Raw genomic sequence first — 18,419 nt, 5'->3', positions numbered from 1 at the left:
GTTATGTTGCCCCTATATAATCAAGTCACAAAAAATATTGATTGTATAATCAACATGAATCATAAGAAACATTTTTTACAAGAACTAAAAATATCAGGCAGTTGAAGCACTGTGAAAAAAGTTGAAAAAAAATTTCCAGCAGCCACCTCTCAACAGAGGCAGACAAAACAAAAATACAGTCATTACTCTTTGCAGGGAACCAGCCGTACACTGGCAGAATTACAAATATTGTCAGCAGACTATTCAGCCTTCCTCACCTCGCCCTGCAGCAGGAACAGACAGAAAAGCGGCGGCCACCGTAGAGGTTAAGCCGCCGCCATATGCCTGCACATGGCTTTGACAGAAATTGCCAGAAGGCGCGCGAAAGGGAGACGAAGCCTTATTTACCGGGGCAAGGTCAATGTGCCATGGGCAAATCTGACAAGATAGAACTGTTAGGCATTTTTAAGGTCGGTAATAATGGCGGCCAGCCGTTGAGCCTGTGCTGCCAGGTCGGAAACAGCCTTGCTCGCCTCGCTCATGGCCAAGGCGGTTTCGCGAGAAATGGAGTTGACATGATCGACCGACTGGGCAATTTCCTCGGCCGAAGCTGATTGTTCTTCGCTTGCCGTGGCAATACCCTGCACCTGATCGGCGGTCTGTTCTGCGAGCCCGAGAATCACCTTCAGAGCTTCCCCGCTTTTTAACGATAACTCTGTTGCAAGATTAACCTTATTAACTGCAGCATCCATGCGGTGCACGCCATCCTGCGAACTTTCCTGGATGGCATGAATGGCTTTACCCACATCGAGTGTCGAAGCCATGGTTTTCTCGGCAAGTTTGCGCACCTCGTCAGCCACCACGGCAAATCCGCGACCAGCATCGCCTGCGCGCGCAGCCTCAATGGCGGCATTGAGTGCCAGCAAATTGGTTTGATCAGCGATGTCCGAAATAACGGTCATAATCTCGTTGATGGCCTGGGCATGCCCGGAAAGAACATCCATACTGACCTTGAGAGCAGCAGCATCGTTTTGCACATCAGCAATCGCACTCTGGCATTGCGATGTCACATTATCTCCGGAACGGGCTTTTTCCTGCATTTCTGCAGACAATTGCGCGCCATAGGAAGCATTCCTCGCCACCTCAAGCACTGCAGAATTCATCTCGCCCACAGCGGTTGCAGTGTCTGCTATACGCTCTGCCTGCTGTTCTGCACCCCGGGAAGATTCTTCAATTTGCGCAGAAAGCTGCTCTGAGGCAGAAGCAATGACGTGCACCACGTTTTCCAGCTGGTTTGCCGCGTCAAGCAGGCCTTCCTTACGCGCGGTCTCTGCACGGTGTTGGGCCTCCACGGCTTCGCCCTGAGCAATACGGGCGCTTTCCGCCGCCTCACGCGCCCTTACCGATTCTTCCTGAGCGTGCTCAATATTCACCTTCAGAGCGTTCACCATGGCAATAATGGAATCGTACACGCCGAGCTTTGGGCAGCCGTCATCAACATTATAATCGCCTTCAACAACTCGGTGCGCAATGGCGTTCAGTTCACTGGGATCCTTGCCAAGCTGCTTGTGGGTGCCGCGAACGATAAACACAACAGCACCAATACCAATCAACAATGCCGCTACAAGCAATGAGCTGACCAGAAGTCTGGCCCTTTCATAAAGTTCGTCACAAGCTTTGCTGGCTGCGTCGGCTCCTGCAGTATTAATATTTACAAGTTCCATAAGAGATGCATTGCTCTGCTCAAAAAGCATTCTGGATTTTGTCCTGAACATATCGATCGCAGCTTCCAGTTTATTGTCATTTGAAAGCTGGATTATTTGAGCGCTTACCTGAATGTATTGTGCCCATTGCTTCGAAAATGTGTCAAAGGCCTGCTCTTCTTTTGGCGAAGATATCAGCTTAACATAACCAGCCTTTGATTTATCAAGTGCGGCTAAAGCATTTTCCATTCGATTTTTATAAACAGAGTTCTCTTCCTCTGTCTTGGCATATACGAACAAGGCCTCTGCAAGCCTGTATTCTGACGTCAACAGAGTTGAATTCATCACGCTGCGTGTGGAGCGCAACCAGTTTTCACTTATATCAGTTGACCCCTTGTTGATGTTTGCCATCTCAATCAGGCTGAAAACCCCAACTAATGTTGCAAGCAGCAAAAGGAATCCAGACATGAGTGTAAGCTTGACACTAAGCTTCATATTACCTCCAATCATACAGATTTTGTAAGTATTGGTAAGATTATTGTGTTTCAACAATATCTTTTGCAGACAATCGATATAAAATATCAACTCAATTACACAGCAATATACTGTATAATTAAGTTTTAAAAAATTATATCAATTTTTATAATCTGCATATTCTATAGAAATTTTTTCTATTTGCGATTCAATCGCCAGAAATGCTTTCACAAATCTTGGATCAAACTGCTTTCCGCTTTCACCAACAATAATGCTAACCGCTTCTTCATGGGTAAATGGCGGTTTATATATGCGTTGACAAACCAGCGCGTCATAAACATCTGCAATAGCTACAAGACGCCCTGAAACGGGTATCTGTGCACCATGCAGGCCACTCGGATAGCCTGTTCCATCCCACCTTTCATGATGTGTCAGTGCAATTTCTCCAGCAAGACGCAGAAAAGAATTTTCTCCAAGCTTTCTCTGCGCTCCCAACATTGCCTTATATCCTATAATGCAGTGTTCCTTCATCTTGGAGAACTCTTCTTTGCTAAGCTTTCCTTCTTTATTCAATATTGCGTCAGGAACACCAACTTTACCTATATCATGCAATACTGCTGAGTGATACAACATATCAATGTCTTCATCATCCAGAAACAGTTCAAGATCAGGGAGTTGTCTTGCCGCATGCGCCAGAGCACATACGTACTCCTGAGTACGCTTGATGTGGCAGCCAGTTTCTGGATCACGCGTTTCTGCTAGATCTGCCAGCATTTCAATTGTTGCCTGTTGGGTAAGCACAAGCTCCCTGGTACGCTCCCGCACCATTGCCTCCAACAGATCGCGGTGACGTTTCAATTCCAGCTGATTGCGCACCCGCGCCTTGACCAGTGAGGGGTTGACGGGCTTGGTGATATAGTCCACAGCGCCAAGTTCAAGACCTTTTGTTTCATCGCCGATTTCACCAAGGGCGGTAACAAAAACAACAGGAATACCTCGGGTAGCAGCATTGCCTTTGAGTTTGGAGCATACTTCGTAGCCACTGATGTCGGGCATCATGACGTCCAACAGAATAATATCAGGAAAAGGAGCTGCGACAGCCATGTTAAGAGCCCGCGTTCCATTGGTGGCCGTCACCACTACATATTGATCTTTCAGTGCTTCCATAATTACGTAGAGGTTGCTGACATCGTCATCAACAACGAGCACTTTGGGACGTTCAATATTCAAGACATGCCTCCTTCTATCTCACCTTCAGCGCCACAAGCAGGCTTTCAATAGCTCGTGATGCCTCTTCAATGTCACAATTACCCATAGCCTTCTGGAGGCGGGCAAGGTCATCCTCCAATACGGAGGGCATTTCCACTTCATCTAGCTCCTTGACCTTGCCTATGGCCTGGGCAACGTCGCATTCAAGCAATCTGCCGATCTCGGCAAGCAGACTGCTCAGGGAAGAAGAATCCAAGACATGACTTATATTGTCTGAATGGCTGTCAGCATCTTCAAAAAGTCTGATCGAAGTCAGCACTTTCTCCAGAGAGCAAAAAAACTGTTCAAACAAATCTTCTGTGGCGGTTTCTTTCTTGATGCTCATTTCAAGCTTTCCAGCGGCAACGCTAAGATCCCTTGCCCCTATATTGCCCGCAACGCCTTTAAGAGAATGTGCGATTGCGGCCACCTCGGGCATGCTTCCTTGATCACGCGCGGCGCGCACAAGCGCAGCGGTATCGGCGTAGTCCACGGCAAATTTTGCTAACAGTTCCTTGTAGAGCGCAAGGTTGCCGCCCATGCGCAACACACCTTGCGTGACAGAAAGACCGGGTAAGGCCACAACAGGCAAAGGAGAGTCAGAGATTTCACCAGGCCCCCCTGGCTGCGGAAAGGTTTTGCCCTTGCCCTGTTTTATCCAGCGCACAAGGGTAGCCAACAGCTTGTCTGGCCTGATCGGCTTGCTCAGATGATCGTTCATCCCGGCATTGAGGCTTCTTTCTCTGTCGCCAGCCATTGCGTTGGCGGTCATGGCAATAATGGGAAGCTCTGCAACTCCTGGTTTTTCCAGTTCGCGTATTCGCCTGGCCGTACTTAAACCATCAAGTCCGGACATCTGAATATCCATAAGCACAGCATCAAAATCGTTATTCTTCACTGCCTCAATAGCTTCAAACCCGTTGTTGGCAACCTGGACAATAAGCCCGGCCTGCCCCAGGATCTCCATCGCAACCTTTTGATTGATCACGTTATCTTCAACTAAAAGGATTCTGGCGTCATAAATTTTAGTCGGTCTCTTCAGCCTTTTTCCGCGGCTGCCCGTATCGCCCCTTCTACTGGCGCCCCTCTTGCCCAACGCCTCCATCACGGTGTCAAACAGAGTTGACGAGTTCACCGGCTTGGCAAGAACCGTGTTTACCCCAACATTTTTACCCTCCAGGGCAATTGCTTCACTGCTGGGGCCTGTGACCAAAAGCGCGATGAAAAGATCACGTGGGGCTTCCTGCCTGATCCGTTGGGCAACGGCGACGCATTCCTTGTCTGACCTTTTTGAATCCAACAGAATAAAGGAAAAAGGATCTTCGCTGCCAGCATTGCCCAGAGCGTCCAGGGCTTCGGCGCCATTGGTTACCGTAACGACTCGGCAGAAAAAAGATTCCAGAGTTGAGGTCAGTGTGCGCTTTGCCTCGCTGTTTCCGGACACAACAAGGCAACGTAAACTCTGCAATTCCTGCATCAGGGCATCATCAATGAGACACGCCTCCTGTTCACCCAATCCAACCCACGCGGTGAACCAGAAGGAACTGCCTTGGCCCGGCACACTGTTAACGCCAACTTCGCCGCCCATCAGTTCAGCCAAGCGCTTGCAAATCGCCAGGCCGAGCCCTGTTCCGCCATAATTGCGCGAAATTGAACCGTCAGCTTGCGTAAAAGCACTGAACAAATCACCGCTCTGCGACTCATCCAGGCCAATACCGGTATCTGTCACTGCAAAATGAAGCAGCATGCGGTCAATGCAACGCTCAACCGCCTTCACAGAAAGAAGGATGTGCCCCTTTTCCGTAAATTTTATGGCATTGGAAGCATAATTTATAAGGACTTGTGAAAGACGCAGTGGGTCTCCCAGCAAGTTATGAGGAATTGTTGCATCTATGTCGAAAATGATTTCAAGATCGCGCTCATCTGCTTTAACAGAAATAACACTGTATATTCTGTCGATAAGCTCAGTCAGGTTAAAACTGACTTCATCAATAACCATCTTCCCGGCTTCAATTTTTGAAAAATCCAGGATATCATCAATGATGCGCAAAAGGATATTACCAGAAATCTGGATATTCTTGACGTGTTCTCGCTGCTTGTCTGTGAGTTCAGAATGCAGGGTGAGGTAGGCGAGACCCAAAATGGCATGTATGGGTGTTCTTATTTCATGACTCATTCTAGCCAGGAATTCGCTTTTTGCCTTGTTTGCTTCCTCTGCAACAAATTTTGCATGCTCAAGATAACGGGCCGCAGCATGTTGCTCCGTGATATCCAAGGATAAAGAAACAACTCCAGTTATGCGATTGCGGCCATCCCTCAATGGAATTTCCGTTGTCCGCAGCAGGTGCTCGGTGCCATCGGCAAAAATATGAGTGCTATCAAAAGTCTGAGCCGTCCCGGATTCTCCCTCCTGGAGATCCTTCTCCATACTTTTACTGACGATCTCGTCGGGAAACACTTCCGCCTGCGTCTTACCCAGGATATTTTCTGTTTTTAGGGCGTACACGTTTTCAAAAAAACGATTGCCCATGAGGTAACGCCCCTCGGCATCTTTGAGGGTTACCAGACAGGGCAAATTATCCATAATGTCGCGCAACCGGCGCTCTTGTTCGGCAAGAGCAAGTGCTGCACGACGTTTTTCTGAAACGTCCTCAATGTATCCCGTAAGTTGAACAATCCCATCAGGCAATCGCTTATAGTGGCAGCTAAGATTCAGGTAGCAATCACATTCTCCTGAAATAACACGCAATTGCACCTCTGTCTGTTCATGATCCTGACCGCCAAACATGCGTGCCAGCACTTTATTGACACCACTCCTTGCCTTCGCCGCATCTTGCGGATCGATATTGCGCCACAAAGAGTCAGGGCTATCAATTATATCATTGACACTAATTCCAAGCAGTTCACTCATCCGCTGGCTGGTAAACGTAAACAACCGGCTCCCATCCTCAAAAAAACACAGCTGAAAAACCCCTACAGAAAGGGATTCAGCCATATCTACCAATTGAGTTTGAGACCGCTTTACACTCTTTAGAGCTGCCAGAATGTCGTTTTTGTGCGCCATAAGTTGCGCCTGGGACACAACCAGGGAATTTGCCTGGGCACACGTCTTATCAAGCAGTTCTTTTACCTGAAGACTGCTGGATAAAATCTCCAGATTTTGCCCCACAACCGGGAGCAACTCTTCCATAAAAAAAGCGACAGGTTCGCCTTGCGGCTTTGACAGAACAAGTTCAAGTACAGCAAGTTTTTTATCTTGCCTGATTACTGGCAATAAAAACCACCTGCCGCCAACCACGTTGCGCATTCCCATGGGTGCGGCAATCTGCATATCCTCTTCATCATCGCTGAAAATAAATTTTGCATCGGAGAAATTCGATGGATAGGAATCTGAATAATTCCAATCGCAAAATGCAACACCATTTATATTTGCAAATTTTTCCTGTGATTTATCTGCAAAATAAAGGTCGCAGTGCGTAATGCCGCACCGCCCACGCAACCTAGAAAGCAAGGCAAAAGAAAATTCCGAGAAGGTTGTTGCAGCCAGTAGGCCTTCGGCAATATTCCCAACTTCAGTTTTGACACGCAAAAACTTGCTGTGCTCAGCCGCACAGATCCTCAGCTTGTCCAGATTATTGGCAAGCTGCCCTATCTCATTATTCCAGCTTTTATAGGGTATTTCCTGCTCATACCGCCCACAAGTTACGTCTTCAATTGCTCTGCTTAAACCGCGTAATGGCCGAACCACGCTGACTTTGAATATTGCCAACACAATACACAGCGACATGACCACAGCTATTGCGACTACCAGCGCAAACATGGAAATGGCTTTCCGGGTGTTTGCCATGACGTTGTTCCGCTCCCGTATCAATCCATTGCGCATTGATTCTGCAAGACAAGAGGTTTCGTGCCGGAGCGTGTTCAGCAGAGGCAAAACGTTATCATGCATATAATCAAGGACATACGTTCGAGTATGGACCTTCGCCACCTCTCGAACTTTATCAAGCTCAACTATCAGTTCTTCAAATTGTCGCTTCAGCGCATCAAGACTATTGGCATGCTCTGGTGATTTATTTTTGGCTACCCCAATAAGCGAAAAGTAGGCATTAATATTTTTTTCAAGATCCGCTCTAATCCACACATGCTTTTCTTCAAAATCCTGAAGAGCAAGATCATACACTTGCTGATATGCAGAAAAATTTTCTTTATTTGAGTTTATCACTGCAATAACAGCTTTAATTTTTTTATCTAAAATATCTGCATATAAAGAATCGACGCTTTCACTTCCCCTAGCTGCAAGCGCAAAAATAGTTATCAGCGCTAAGCCGGTGGGAATAAGCGAAATAACCAGCTTGGTGCGGATGGAGAGATTTGCAAACCAGCTTACGCTTTTTAAATATACAGAATAAAGAGGCGTCATCTATAGCATCCAGCACGCAGCTTACTTCTATCATTATAAACAAATATGCATTCACATTTTTACGCACAAACTATGAATACCAGCCAGTAGCAATTTTACAGCAAGATAATATATTGAATTGTAAAAATTGAATTTTAAGATTTCACACGATTTTACATTGACCACTGCCGCATTTCTCATATCATGCAAAAAATCATTAAAATTTTAACCGGAACATCATGGGTCGTTACCCACAAAAAATTACAGCACGATACATGTATTAATGGATAATTTTCAACTTTAAATGACACGATTATCCTGCATGTAATTCCAAAAGTTGAATAAAATTACAGCAAAACGAGAGAAACTCATGAGTACAGAACGGAAGTATATTTTTTCATGGAGCACTATTGGTGATAACATGGCAGTTGCACGTCCAAGCCTTGGTGCATATACCCGCATTGAAGTGTACAGACTTCTGCAATATACTTTGAGAGATATTCTTGAAGATGACTTTGGACATGCAAAAACGGACGAAATTTTCCGTAGAGCCGGTGCACTTGCAGGCAAAGAATTTTATAAAAAATACATTACTGAAGTTAGTGACATTTCCGGTTTGGTGAAAATCATAGAAGACAAGTTCATGGAACTGGGAATAGGCATCTTTCGCGTAGAGAGCATTGATCTCGACACGCTAAGCTTCACCCTGAATGTTGAAGAAGACCTTGACTGCTCTGGCCTGCCTGACAGCAACGACCAAATTTGCGTTTATGATGAAGGTTTTATCCAGGGCATCCTCGAATCCTACACGGGGACAAAATTCAAGGTCCGTGAGATTGACTGTTGGTGCACGGGCGCCCGCACCTGCCGTTTCAACGCCAATGCTATAGATCAAGCGCACGGTGATTAATGAAAATGGATCTCTTTGTTGATTGCGACAAACAGAAAAACGTGGTGCATAACGTTCTGCACCATGTTGAGAAATTGCTTGATGCTGCAACCCCGCCGGACATTCCTTCTGCATTTACAAAGAATGAAGACTTTGTTCGACTGCATGAAAAAATTATATTGTTGCGCGACATTATTACATCTTTTGCCTCCGGCGACCTTTCCCCCCAGATCACAATGAGCGGAGTTGTCGCAGGCTCATGCAAGGCCTTGCAAGCAAACCTGCGGCATATGACATGGAAAGTGCAGCAGGTCGAAAATGGAGACTATTCGCAGCGCATGGACTTTATGGGAGACTTTTCGTCCTCATTCAACAGCATGGTAGTGCAGCTTGCCAGCACGATAGAAGCGTTGCAGCAAAAAGAAGCCTCCCTTCAGGAAGAAGCCAGGCAACGCAATGAGGCCATGAGGCAGCTGGAACAAAGTGAAGCCAAATTTAAATATATGGCGCAGCATGATCCGCTGACTGGAGTGTTTAATCGCAGGTTTTTCTTCTTCTCTGCAATGGAGCAAATGGAACGGTGCTTTGCAATGCGAAGAAACTGCTGCTACTGCCTCCTTGATGTAGATCACTTCAAAAAATTTAATGATACATACGGCCATGTTGAAGGCGATTGGGCATTGAAGCACATTGTGGAACATGCACAGAAAAGCCTGCGCCGGGCTGACATCATGGGGCGTTATGGCGGTGAGGAGTTTATCTTTTTCTTTTCTGATGCCGATTTCGATCAGGGGCTTGCGGCGGCGGAGAGAATTCGTTTAGCAGTGGAAAATACACCCTGCCAGCTACAAGATGGCAGGAAAATTCCGTTGACTGTGAGCATGGGCGTTGCAGGCCTGCTGGCAAAAAACGCAGCAGATCAAAACAGCAACACCCTGCAACAATGGGCTATTAAACAGGCTGATAACGCCTTGTATAAGGCAAAAAACTGTGGAAGAAACAGAGTCTGCGTTTCTGAACCATCTGTTGAAATTGGAGAATAGTTTGCACTAAAGCAAATTTTTTCTTGTGACAGTTCAACGCGAGTACCACTGTATTTTCACATAGGGGCAGATACCGTGGGGGTCACAAGAGGTGTCACAAGCCTTCGCAGACAAAAAAATAAATTGCTATGATTTAAGTTCACTGAAAATCCATATATCAAATGGCATATATCATCTCCTCCTGCTCCTTCTTGAACTCCAAGAGAGTTCAAAGAAGCCCGCTAAGCTAACAGCTTGGCGGGCTTTCTGCTTTTGGAAGCATCCAACCATGTCAGGTACGCCTTTTGACATACCCCATCACTCTTTTTTTTTTGGGGGGGGGTGGGGGAATAATTGGCTCATAGACAGGGACACTTTATTAACTACACATAAAAACACACAAAATACCAGAATGTCATTACAAGAGCCATCGGCTGCAGCGCTTGTTTTGCAGCTCTTTCGCAGGCATGCGAAACGATATTGCCGCTACGGCAGAGCATGCAATGCTGTAGATGTATAACCTGTTCGCCGAAAAACCTCCTACGTGCCGGTTATTACTACCATCTGAAAATGCATCCCTGCCAGAAAAGCCGCCTTGTCTCTACGCAAAACAAGACTCCCTAATCTGAAAAATGCATAGATCATATCCAGAAGTTAATAATTTAATACGCACCACGGAAACATAATTTCATTTTACTGCTCAATATTGCATGCAGTACTATGCGTCGCTCCTTGTATACCGTATCTAAAAGGCATTCACGATCATGGTGGTGGGGATGTTCATACTTCTGTAGATCAATGCTCGCCACCATTATGGCAATTTTTTCGCGATAATCCGTCATCCTGCCTGGCAGCTTCCATGCCCTTGACCTTCCTGAAAAGAGTGCTGCGGTCCAATTGCAAATGGCGAGAAAGCTCACGTAGGGATCCATAACGTTTCAATCCCTGTTCAATGACAGCATTTTCCACATCGCGCATAATGCTTTTGAGTGATCGGCCTTCCATTTTGGGATACCAGCTGTTTTCACCTGTTGCCACCTGACCAGGTTCCGGGCTGATTCCAGCAAGGTCAGCAGCGTCAATGACACCCCTTTTGCAGATCACAACCAGCCCCTGCACAAGATTTTCAAGCTCACGCACATTACCGGGCCAGTGGTGCTCTTGGAGTATCTTTTCTGCTGACTCTGAAAACCACGCATTTTTGCGGTATTTTCTGGAATAGTAGGCCAGAAACCCCTGTGCCAAGGGCAGAATTTCGGCCTTGCGCTCCCTTAGCGGCGGCACGGTAATGACCGCAACCTTGAGCCTGTAGTACAAGTCGGCCCGAAACAGGCCCCGGTCAACCTCGCGCTCCAGATCCTTGTTTGAGGCTGCCACAATACGCACGTCTACAGCTTTGGAGGCTGTAGCACCGACCCGCTGAATTTCCTTGTCCTGAATCAGACGCAGCAGGCGGGACTGCATGGGCAGGGGCAGCTCCCCCACTTCATCCAAAAACAGCGTGCCCCCAGAGGCCACCTCCACCAGCCCGGCCTTACCGCTACGGCTCGCGCCGGAAAAACTGCCAGGCATATAACCAAACAGCTCTGATTCTATAAGATTTTCTGGGATACTGCCGCAATCAACCTTGATAAACGACGCATCGGCCCTCTGACTTTGCTGGTGGATATGCCGGGCCACCATGTCTTTGCCAACGCCAGTTTCGCCCTGAAGCAGAACCGTTGCATCAGTTGCCGCAATGCCAGCCACATCGGCATACAAACGCTGCATGACAGGACTTTTTACAACACGTGGATACTGACTGCCGGAGATTCCCTCATGGCTCATGGATTGAAACGTTTCCAGCAGTTCCTTTTGTGATGCTATTTCCTCTCGCATTTCAGCCAGAGCCGTAACATCGCGTATAACAGTAACAACGTAGATGACGTTGCCTTTTTCATCTTTGACTGGGTGGCCGTCCAGTAGCAGAGTGCGCCCATTATAAAGGTTTTGCACACTTGAAAACGGCCTGCCAGACTCCACAATGCGCGGGTTGAGCACCACATCAAAGACACCGTTTTGCACCATGTCCTGAATATGTTTACCGATCATTATTTTCTTTGGAATTCCAGTTAGTTCTGAATGGCGGGCATTAACCAGAACCACCTGCCCTTCGTGATCGGTAACGCATATGGCGTCTCGAAACGTATCGCACAGTTGTTCCATATACTCGGCAAGCACTGTTGTTTTTTGCATGTGCGCTCCCCAGTATGCTGCACGTTTTGAGAGTTCAACTGCCCGTCATGCCCATGTTTCGGCCTGCCACAAGTAGCCGGGCACAAGAGTGTCCAGTGAGGGTCACCACCATTTGATTCTTTCTGTTACATAGTCGCGGATGGCAACAAACTTTGGATCATCAAACTGGCGTGGGCGGGGCAGATCCACAATAACCTCTTCCTTGATGGTGGAGGGCTTTGGAGAAAGGATCAGGATACGCTCTGCGAGGTACACGGCTTCTTCAATGTTGTGGGTAATAAAAGCAACGGTGCTTCCAAGTTCCTTCCAGATGCGCATAAGCTCGTCTTCAAGGTAATAGCGCAGTTTTACGTCAAGCTGCCCATAGGGTTCGTCCATGAGCAGCAGGTCTGGATTGATGGCGAAGTTTCTGGCTATGACCACCCGCTGCTCCATGCTGGCCGAAAGCTGCTGGGGAAAGTAGGTGCGGTATTTCATGAGCCCAACCACATCAAGCATGCGCTCAACGCGTTTTTCAATTTCATCTTCAGGCAACCGCTTGATGCGCAGCCCAAAGCGAATGTTGTCTTCTACCGTAAGCCAGGGAATGGCAGACACTTCCTGAAAAACAAAGGCAATATTGTGTTTCCTGGGGTCAGCGGATTCCCCGTCGACGTTTATGGAACCGTGCGTTATGGGAATAAAACGTGAAAGACAATTCAGAAACGTTGTCTTGCCGCAACCTGTCGGCCCCACAATGCACAGCATTTCACCCTTATAGATATCAAAGTTGATATCATTGAGCACCAGCAGGTCGTCATATTGCTTGGTCAGATTGGACACCGAAACCTTTACTTCCCGGTTTGCGGCGTAGGCGGCTTTGTCTCCAAATAACATACTGATCTCCTACAGCACCAAATCGGTGTCTTCTGAAATCTGTTTGCGCAGGGCGAGAAACGAGGGATGCGTGTACTCACGGGGTGACGGAATATCTATGTTGTACTCTGTTTTTACCTTGCCCGGCATAGCAGACATGACGACAACCCTGTCGCCAAGGTAGATGGCTTCTTCAATATTATTTGTGACAAAGCAGACCGTGCGTTTTTCCTTTTCCCATATGCTGCGCAATTCCTGCTCCATTGCGTAACGTGTTTGGGCATCCAGCGCCCCAAAGGGTTCGTCCATAAGCAGTATATCCGGGTCATTGGCATAGGCACGGGCAATACCCACACGCTGCTTCATGCCGCCAGAAAGCTGCGCCGGGTAGGCTTTTTCAAAACCTGCAAGGCCCACGAGTTCGATATACTTGTGCGCAATTTTAAGCCGTTCTTTTAAGGAAACACCGCGTACAGCAAGGCCAAAGGCCACGTTGTGTTCTACTGTTTTCCACGGGAAGAGCGCGTAACGCTGAAATACCATGCCCCGGTCAGTACCAGGCCCTGAAATGGGCACATCATTGATGCAGATTGAGCCCGCAGTAGGTTCCAGAAGACCTGCTACGCAGTTGAGCAACACGGTTTTGCCGCTTTGCCCCGGCCCAAGAATGACCATAAACTCGTTTTCGTATACCTTTAACGAAACCTTGTTCAGCACATGCAAAAGCTGTTTCTGACCCGGCACATAAAATGTCTTGGAAACGTCATTGCAAGCAATTTTGACCTTTTTATCAGTATTCATACCATTTCCCTCCTCCAGGGGCAGAGCACACGTTCAACCCAGCGCAAAGCCGCCGCAAGAAGAGAGCCCACCACACCGATGAGTATCATTCCCACAAGAATCATGGAGGACTTGTTAAGATCCATACCCTGAATGATGATAAAGCCGACACCCTCACGCGCCCCAACCATCTCTGCCGCGAGCACGCACATCCAGGCCATAGACAGGGAATTTTGCACACCCGCAAATATGGACGGCATGCAGGCAGGCACAGCCACGTTGAAGAACTGCTGTGACCGACTGGCACCAAACGAGCGCGCCGCGTCAATAAGCAGTGGGTCTACATAGCGCATGCCGGTATATGAGTTGAGAATCATGATAACAAAGGCGCCTACAAAGCAGATGAAAACCTTTGAACCTTCCGCAACGCCAAGCCAAAGAATGGCAATGGGTATCCATGCAATGGGGGGGATGGGGCGCAGCAGCTCAAAAATGGGAGACACAATTTTTTCGCAAACCCTGCTCCACCCCATCAGCAGGCCCAGCGGCAACCCCATGAGCACTGCAAGGCCAAAGGCTATCAATACCCGTTGCAGGCTGTAGCCCACATGCCCGGCAAGGCTGGTGCCGCCAACAGGCACATGACAAAGCCGGATAAATTCATGCCACACCATGGCTGGCGAGGGCAAAAACTCCGGATTGACCTTGAGTGACACAATCCCCCACAGCACCACAAAAGCACCGATGGATGCCATAGGCGCAAGCCAGGCGGAATTGGCTTTGATAAAACCATTCATGAGAGCCTCCTTGACGAGGCAAAGCGTGCTTCTATCCTTGTGAGGATCCAGGACATCAGCGCACCCAGAAGGCCGATGGTCAGCATGCCGACAATGATGACGTCGGGCCGGGCAAGGCGTCTGCCCTGCTGAATCATGAAACCCAAGCCGACTGAAGCCGCCAACAATTCTGCGGCCACAAGCGTTGTCCACGCCGCATTGAGGGATAGCTTCATGCCCGTAAAAATCATGGGGATGGCCGAGGGTACGCCTATTTTGCGGAATGTTTCAAAATTGGAAGCACCATAAATTTCCGCCACACGGATAAGCACGGGATTGGTAAGACGTATCCCGGTGTAGGAATTGATTACGCAGGGCACAAAGGCCGCCAGAAAAATAATAAAAGCCTTTGCCGGCATGCCAATTCCCAGCCACAGAATGGCAATGGGAATCCAGGCAATGGGCGGAATGGGTCTGATTGCATCAAATATTGGTCGCACAAGCATGTTGACCTTGGGGTACCAGCCCATAAAAAGCCCTAGCGGAACCCCTACAAGCACGGCAACCACAAAACCAGTGAGCGCCAACAGCAGACTGGCTGCGGCGTGCTGCTGTAGCAGGCCTCCGTCAGGATTAACCTGGGTGAATTTGTCAAAAAAGACGGTGATGACTTCTGATGGCGGTACAAGTTGGTAGGGACCTATAATCTCATACTGACAGATTAGTTCCCACGCCAGAATAAAAACCGCAAAGCTCACCATTGATATCCAGTTTTCTTTGGCCGCGGTTGCAAAGTAGTTGGCCTTCTGTATTTCCAGGCTCAACTCTTGGCTTCCATCGTTTTTCTGTTCACGGATAGATGTCATTGTTACTCCTCGATTTCCGGGGCCGCAGACTCGCGTCTGGCAGCCCCGGAAAGGCGCATGAGGCGATTATCAATACAGCAGATGTCCCAATGTTATTTGGAAGTTTCTGCGGCAAGCTTTTTCATGAAACTGGGATCAATGAAGAAGTTGGCCTTGACGTAGCGGTCAAATTCTTTCTTGGTGATGCGGCCCTGGTCGAACATAAAGTTGGCAACGCCGCTCATCCATGTGGCCAGCTTGGCCGGGTCTTCAAGGGCGTTGACCTGTTCGCTCACGCTATAGAGCGGGCGGTACTTGAATTCCATACGCACCTGTTCTTCGGTGAGCTCAAGACCGCAGTAACCGTTAAAGTATTCAAGCAAGGGCTTCACATACTGTTCGGGATTGGCCTTCATGCCTTCAATGATACGCATATAGATGCCAAGCCAGGCAACCACCAGATCCGGGTGCTTTTCCGCAAAGTCCTTACGCGCGCCAATGCCACCGGCAATGCGAACCTTGGCCGCCATGCCCGATGAAACCTTGGTCCAGCCCTTGGCTTCTGCCACATAGCTGAGCGGGGCCCACAACTGAAGGATATCGCCCTGACCAGCACTGAAGGCAGTCATGGCCTGGCCCTGTTCCATGTGCACGATGGCCACGTCGCTGTCGTTAAGGCCCAGGGCCTTAAGCGTGGCGGTCAGGGCGTAGTGGCCGGTGGAAACGGTGGTTGCCAGAATTTTCTTGCCCTTCCAGTCTTCTGTATTGCCTATGATTTCCGGGAAACCGGGCAGCGCAGCCTTGTGCTTGAGCAGGGGCGAATCGGGCCGCACCCACAAATCGTTTGTGGCGCCTTCTTCGTTGGATACGCCAATGAGTTTGTAGCCATAGCGCATGCTGGCCATCATGGTGGGCACTGTGCCCATGGTTCCGATATCCCACTGGTCAGCGGCCAAGGCTTCTGTCTGAGGTGCGCCAGAAGCAAAAAGCATAAACTTTACGGTAAAGGGGGCGTCCTTGAGCCAGCCCTGTTTTTCGGCATACCACATGGGGAAACCATGCAGGCAAGGTTGGGCGCTGGTACGAACCACGGGTTTTTCTTCGGCAACAGCGGCCTCAGGCAACAATCCTCCGGCCAGACCTGCCAGCAACAGTAAGGCAGCACAAAAATTTTTCATCTACGAACTCCTTTTTCTCAGACACAAAAGGCCAATCATATTTGCAACCAAGCCCTCTCAACGGGCGCTGAAACCACCATCAACCATAATTACCTGGCCGGTTATGTATTCGGAGGCATCGCTGGCCAGAAACACGGTACAGCCGTAGATATCCTCGAGCCTGCCGTTGCGCCCCAAGCATGTCTGAGAGGCGTTCTTTTCGGCCAGATCAGGATTGTCAAAAACCGGGCGCGTCAGTTCTGTAGGGAAAAAACCGGGGCCAATGGCATTGCAGGTTATGCCGTAGGGCGACCATTCTCTGGCAATGGCGCGGGTGAGCTGAATAAGACCCCCTTTGCCAGCCCCGTAGGGGGCACTGTCTGCAAAAGCGCGGAAAGACTGAAGGGATGCGACATTGATTATACGGCCCCATCCCCGGAGGGACATCTGGGGAGCCAGAACCTGAGAAAGAAAAAATGGTGCGGATAGATGAAGGTTGAGCTGCGCGCTCCACGATTCGGGCGTTACCTGACCGAAAGGTTGGCGAAGGTTTATGCCAGCAGCATTGACCAGAATATCAACAGGGCCAAACTGGCTTACAATTGCCCTGCCGCACTCAAGCGCGAGTTCTGGATCAGAAAGATCGGCAGAATAAGTCTGCACGCGGACACCCTCTGAATGCAGATCCTCGGCAGCACTTTGCAGGGCATCGGGCCGCCTTGCCAGAAGGATGAGTTTTGCTCCAGCAAGCCCAAGGGCACGGGCCATTGCCAGACCCAACCCCGAATTTCCACCAGTAACAAGTGCCGTTTTGCCCGAAAGGTCAAACAAACCTGCAAGCTGCATAGAATCTCCAGTAAAAACGGTGGCAAAAAGTGCAATACGTATATTGGAGTACCTAAAATCAGGCCGTACTTTTGAAACAGCAAAAAACAGGCCATTTGTGATTTTTTTTACAAAAAAGCGAAATTTTTGTTTTAAATTAGGGTATGATAAAAAAAATATAATTAATTTTAGCATGTTATATAAAAATTTAATATTGTGCTTATTTTAACAAATAACTAAGCCGACCCAAAATACTAAGTACAACTTTCTTTCTAGCCTACATCCAAACTTAGCTTCTCAAATATCCCATTTATAAACAGGATATTATAATATTTTAGTAATGGTTTCTCTTTGCAAGTTTACACAACACAATTAGAATGTTGCAAAAAAAACAACGCAGGCGCATAATATACTTATTGTTTTATTATAGTGTATTAGCATAAATATGCCCACAAGCTTTGTGCAAAATTACACAAAAAGCAGGCATCGCATTGCAAAAAAACATCACATAATAGCCTCTACGATTTCATAAAAAAAATGATCAGTTATTTGGTGCAACAATCTCCAGCCAACAGTGTTCACATACGCACAGCCTGTGCCAAATGCCGGATGCGCCCGGCACTGCTCACACCTCAGAGACGGTGGTATAAAAATAAAGCAGGTTTAATCTGGCAGATTAGGGGGATATTGCGGCAAGCTGAGGATGCGGGGGGAGATATCGAGTTGCACTGTCAGGAGGGAATTTTGGATGTGACTTTTTACAAATAGCTCAACAAATTCATGGGGGGGGGCAAGGCATATGAATCTCACCTACGTGGGATCCAACCCATGGAGGCAAAACGGGAGTTTGCCCCGCGTGTTTTTGAACCAGCTACGCGGCAGTAACTTTGAGGTGGAGTAGTTTTTATGCCACGCGGACACCTCCCGCCTACGCGGCGGCTCGCGGCGCACTGCCCGGCGTAAAGCGCTACCTCGTGCTTTTGCTACTCAGCGCAAAGGAATCCATTTCCCCTTTTTGCATGCCCAACATGTGCCGCGGGCGCAATTGCCAAACACCGACGGAATTATCGAATATTATACAAATTTTTGTGATGCCTATAGACCATGCTGGACATCTGACATTTCAGGGTGGTTCAAGGTTTGCTATGGGGCTTTGGATGGAGCAGGAGCGGCATCGATGACCGACCCACCGATGCCGCAAAATATACATTCGGGGATATTGCAGCCTTGGT

12 protein-coding genes are annotated in these 18,419 nt (G+C 48.3%); 2 read left to right on the top strand and 10 right to left on the bottom strand.

Annotated elements, in window-relative coordinates:
- Positions 1 to 434: 434 nt before the first annotated feature.
- From ACUZ9Q_RS03835 to ACUZ9Q_RS03825, 3 genes are all read right to left on the bottom strand, one after another.
- Complete coding sequence (locus ACUZ9Q_RS03835; RefSeq protein WP_192113598.1) at positions 435 to 2,177, bottom strand: HAMP domain-containing methyl-accepting chemotaxis protein; 1,743 nt, start codon at positions 2,175 to 2,177, stop codon at positions 435 to 437.
- A 138-nt stretch (positions 2,178 to 2,315) separates the two neighbouring features.
- Positions 2,316 to 3,386, bottom strand: a complete 1,071-nt coding sequence (locus tag ACUZ9Q_RS03830) for an HD domain-containing phosphohydrolase (RefSeq protein WP_225530073.1) — start codon at positions 3,384 to 3,386, stop codon at positions 2,316 to 2,318.
- A 13-nt stretch (positions 3,387 to 3,399) separates the two neighbouring features.
- Positions 3,400 to 7,824: a response regulator gene (locus ACUZ9Q_RS03825; protein WP_449247343.1), complete on the bottom strand. Its 4,425-nt coding sequence runs from the start codon at positions 7,822 to 7,824 to the stop codon at positions 3,400 to 3,402.
- A 349-nt stretch (positions 7,825 to 8,173) separates the two neighbouring features.
- Here ACUZ9Q_RS03825 and ACUZ9Q_RS03820 point away from each other — a divergent pair, with 349 nt between their 5' ends.
- Complete coding sequence (locus ACUZ9Q_RS03820; protein WP_192113600.1) at positions 8,174 to 8,713, top strand: V4R domain-containing protein; 540 nt, start codon at positions 8,174 to 8,176, stop codon at positions 8,711 to 8,713.
- Positions 8,713 to 9,735 (top strand): sensor domain-containing diguanylate cyclase, encoded by a 1,023-nt coding sequence (locus tag ACUZ9Q_RS03815; RefSeq protein WP_323390655.1) that lies wholly within the window; start codon positions 8,713 to 8,715, stop codon positions 9,733 to 9,735. Before ACUZ9Q_RS03820 ends, ACUZ9Q_RS03815 begins: the two co-directional genes overlap by 1 nt.
- Positions 9,736 to 10,509: 774 nt before the next feature.
- Here the strand turns inward: ACUZ9Q_RS03815 and ACUZ9Q_RS03810 are convergent.
- From ACUZ9Q_RS03810 to ACUZ9Q_RS03780, 7 genes are all read right to left on the bottom strand, one after another.
- Positions 10,510 to 11,949 (bottom strand): sigma-54 interaction domain-containing protein, encoded by a 1,440-nt coding sequence (locus tag ACUZ9Q_RS03810; protein ID WP_449247342.1) that lies wholly within the window; start codon positions 11,947 to 11,949, stop codon positions 10,510 to 10,512.
- Between the two features lie 102 nt (positions 11,950 to 12,051).
- Complete coding sequence (locus ACUZ9Q_RS03805; protein WP_192113602.1) at positions 12,052 to 12,825, bottom strand: ABC transporter ATP-binding protein; 774 nt, start codon at positions 12,823 to 12,825, stop codon at positions 12,052 to 12,054.
- Between the two features lie 9 nt (positions 12,826 to 12,834).
- Entirely contained in the window at positions 12,835 to 13,605 is a 771-nt protein-coding gene (locus tag ACUZ9Q_RS03800) for an ABC transporter ATP-binding protein (RefSeq protein WP_192113603.1), read from the bottom strand.
- Positions 13,602 to 14,381: an ABC transporter permease gene (locus ACUZ9Q_RS03795; protein WP_192113604.1), complete on the bottom strand. Its 780-nt coding sequence runs from the start codon at positions 14,379 to 14,381 to the stop codon at positions 13,602 to 13,604. The genes ACUZ9Q_RS03800 and ACUZ9Q_RS03795 overlap by 4 nt, the downstream gene beginning before the upstream one ends.
- Positions 14,378 to 15,226, bottom strand: coding sequence for an ABC transporter permease (locus tag ACUZ9Q_RS03790; protein ID WP_192113605.1), 849 nt, complete (start codon positions 15,224 to 15,226; stop codon positions 14,378 to 14,380). Before ACUZ9Q_RS03790 ends, ACUZ9Q_RS03795 begins: the two co-directional genes overlap by 4 nt.
- 92 nt (positions 15,227 to 15,318) lie before the next feature.
- Positions 15,319 to 16,383 (bottom strand): ABC transporter substrate-binding protein, encoded by a 1,065-nt coding sequence (locus ACUZ9Q_RS03785; RefSeq protein ID WP_192113606.1) that lies wholly within the window; start codon positions 16,381 to 16,383, stop codon positions 15,319 to 15,321.
- A gap of 57 nt (positions 16,384 to 16,440) precedes the next feature.
- On the bottom strand, positions 16,441 to 17,208 hold the full coding sequence (locus ACUZ9Q_RS03780; RefSeq protein ID WP_227118756.1) for an SDR family NAD(P)-dependent oxidoreductase: 768 nt from the start codon (positions 17,206 to 17,208) through the stop codon (positions 16,441 to 16,443).
- Positions 17,209 to 18,419 lie beyond the last annotated feature (1,211 nt).

The sequence above is a fragment of the Desulfovibrio desulfopostgatei genome, from assembly GCF_053570645.1.
The sequence above is the reverse complement of the archived record's forward strand: the minus strand, read 5'-3'. Positions and strand labels throughout refer to the sequence as shown.

Excerpts from the sequence above, each read along its gene's own strand:
- ACUZ9Q_RS03825 (WP_449247343.1), bottom strand. The coding sequence starts at position 7,824 with ATGACGCCTCTTTATTCTGTATATTTAAAAAGCGTAAGCTGGTTTGCA.
- ACUZ9Q_RS03800 (WP_192113603.1), bottom strand. The coding sequence starts at position 13,605 with ATGAATACTGATAAAAAGGTCAAAATTGCTTGCAATGACGTTTCCAAG.
- ACUZ9Q_RS03820 (WP_192113600.1), top strand. The coding sequence starts at position 8,174 with ATGAGTACAGAACGGAAGTATATTTTTTCATGGAGCACTATTGGTGAT.
- ACUZ9Q_RS03805 (WP_192113602.1), bottom strand. The coding sequence starts at position 12,825 with ATGTTATTTGGAGACAAAGCCGCCTACGCCGCAAACCGGGAAGTAAAG.
- ACUZ9Q_RS03810 (WP_449247342.1), bottom strand. The coding sequence starts at position 11,949 with ATGCAAAAAACAACAGTGCTTGCCGAGTATATGGAACAACTGTGCGAT.
- ACUZ9Q_RS03790 (WP_192113605.1), bottom strand. The coding sequence starts at position 15,226 with ATGACATCTATCCGTGAACAGAAAAACGATGGAAGCCAAGAGTTGAGC.
- ACUZ9Q_RS03835 (WP_192113598.1), bottom strand. The coding sequence starts at position 2,177 with ATGAAGCTTAGTGTCAAGCTTACACTCATGTCTGGATTCCTTTTGCTG.
- ACUZ9Q_RS03785 (WP_192113606.1), bottom strand. The coding sequence starts at position 16,383 with ATGAAAAATTTTTGTGCTGCCTTACTGTTGCTGGCAGGTCTGGCCGGA.
- ACUZ9Q_RS03780 (WP_227118756.1), bottom strand. The coding sequence starts at position 17,208 with ATGCAGCTTGCAGGTTTGTTTGACCTTTCGGGCAAAACGGCACTTGTT.
- ACUZ9Q_RS03795 (WP_192113604.1), bottom strand. The coding sequence starts at position 14,381 with ATGAATGGTTTTATCAAAGCCAATTCCGCCTGGCTTGCGCCTATGGCA.
- ACUZ9Q_RS03815 (WP_323390655.1), top strand. The coding sequence starts at position 8,713 with ATGAAAATGGATCTCTTTGTTGATTGCGACAAACAGAAAAACGTGGTG.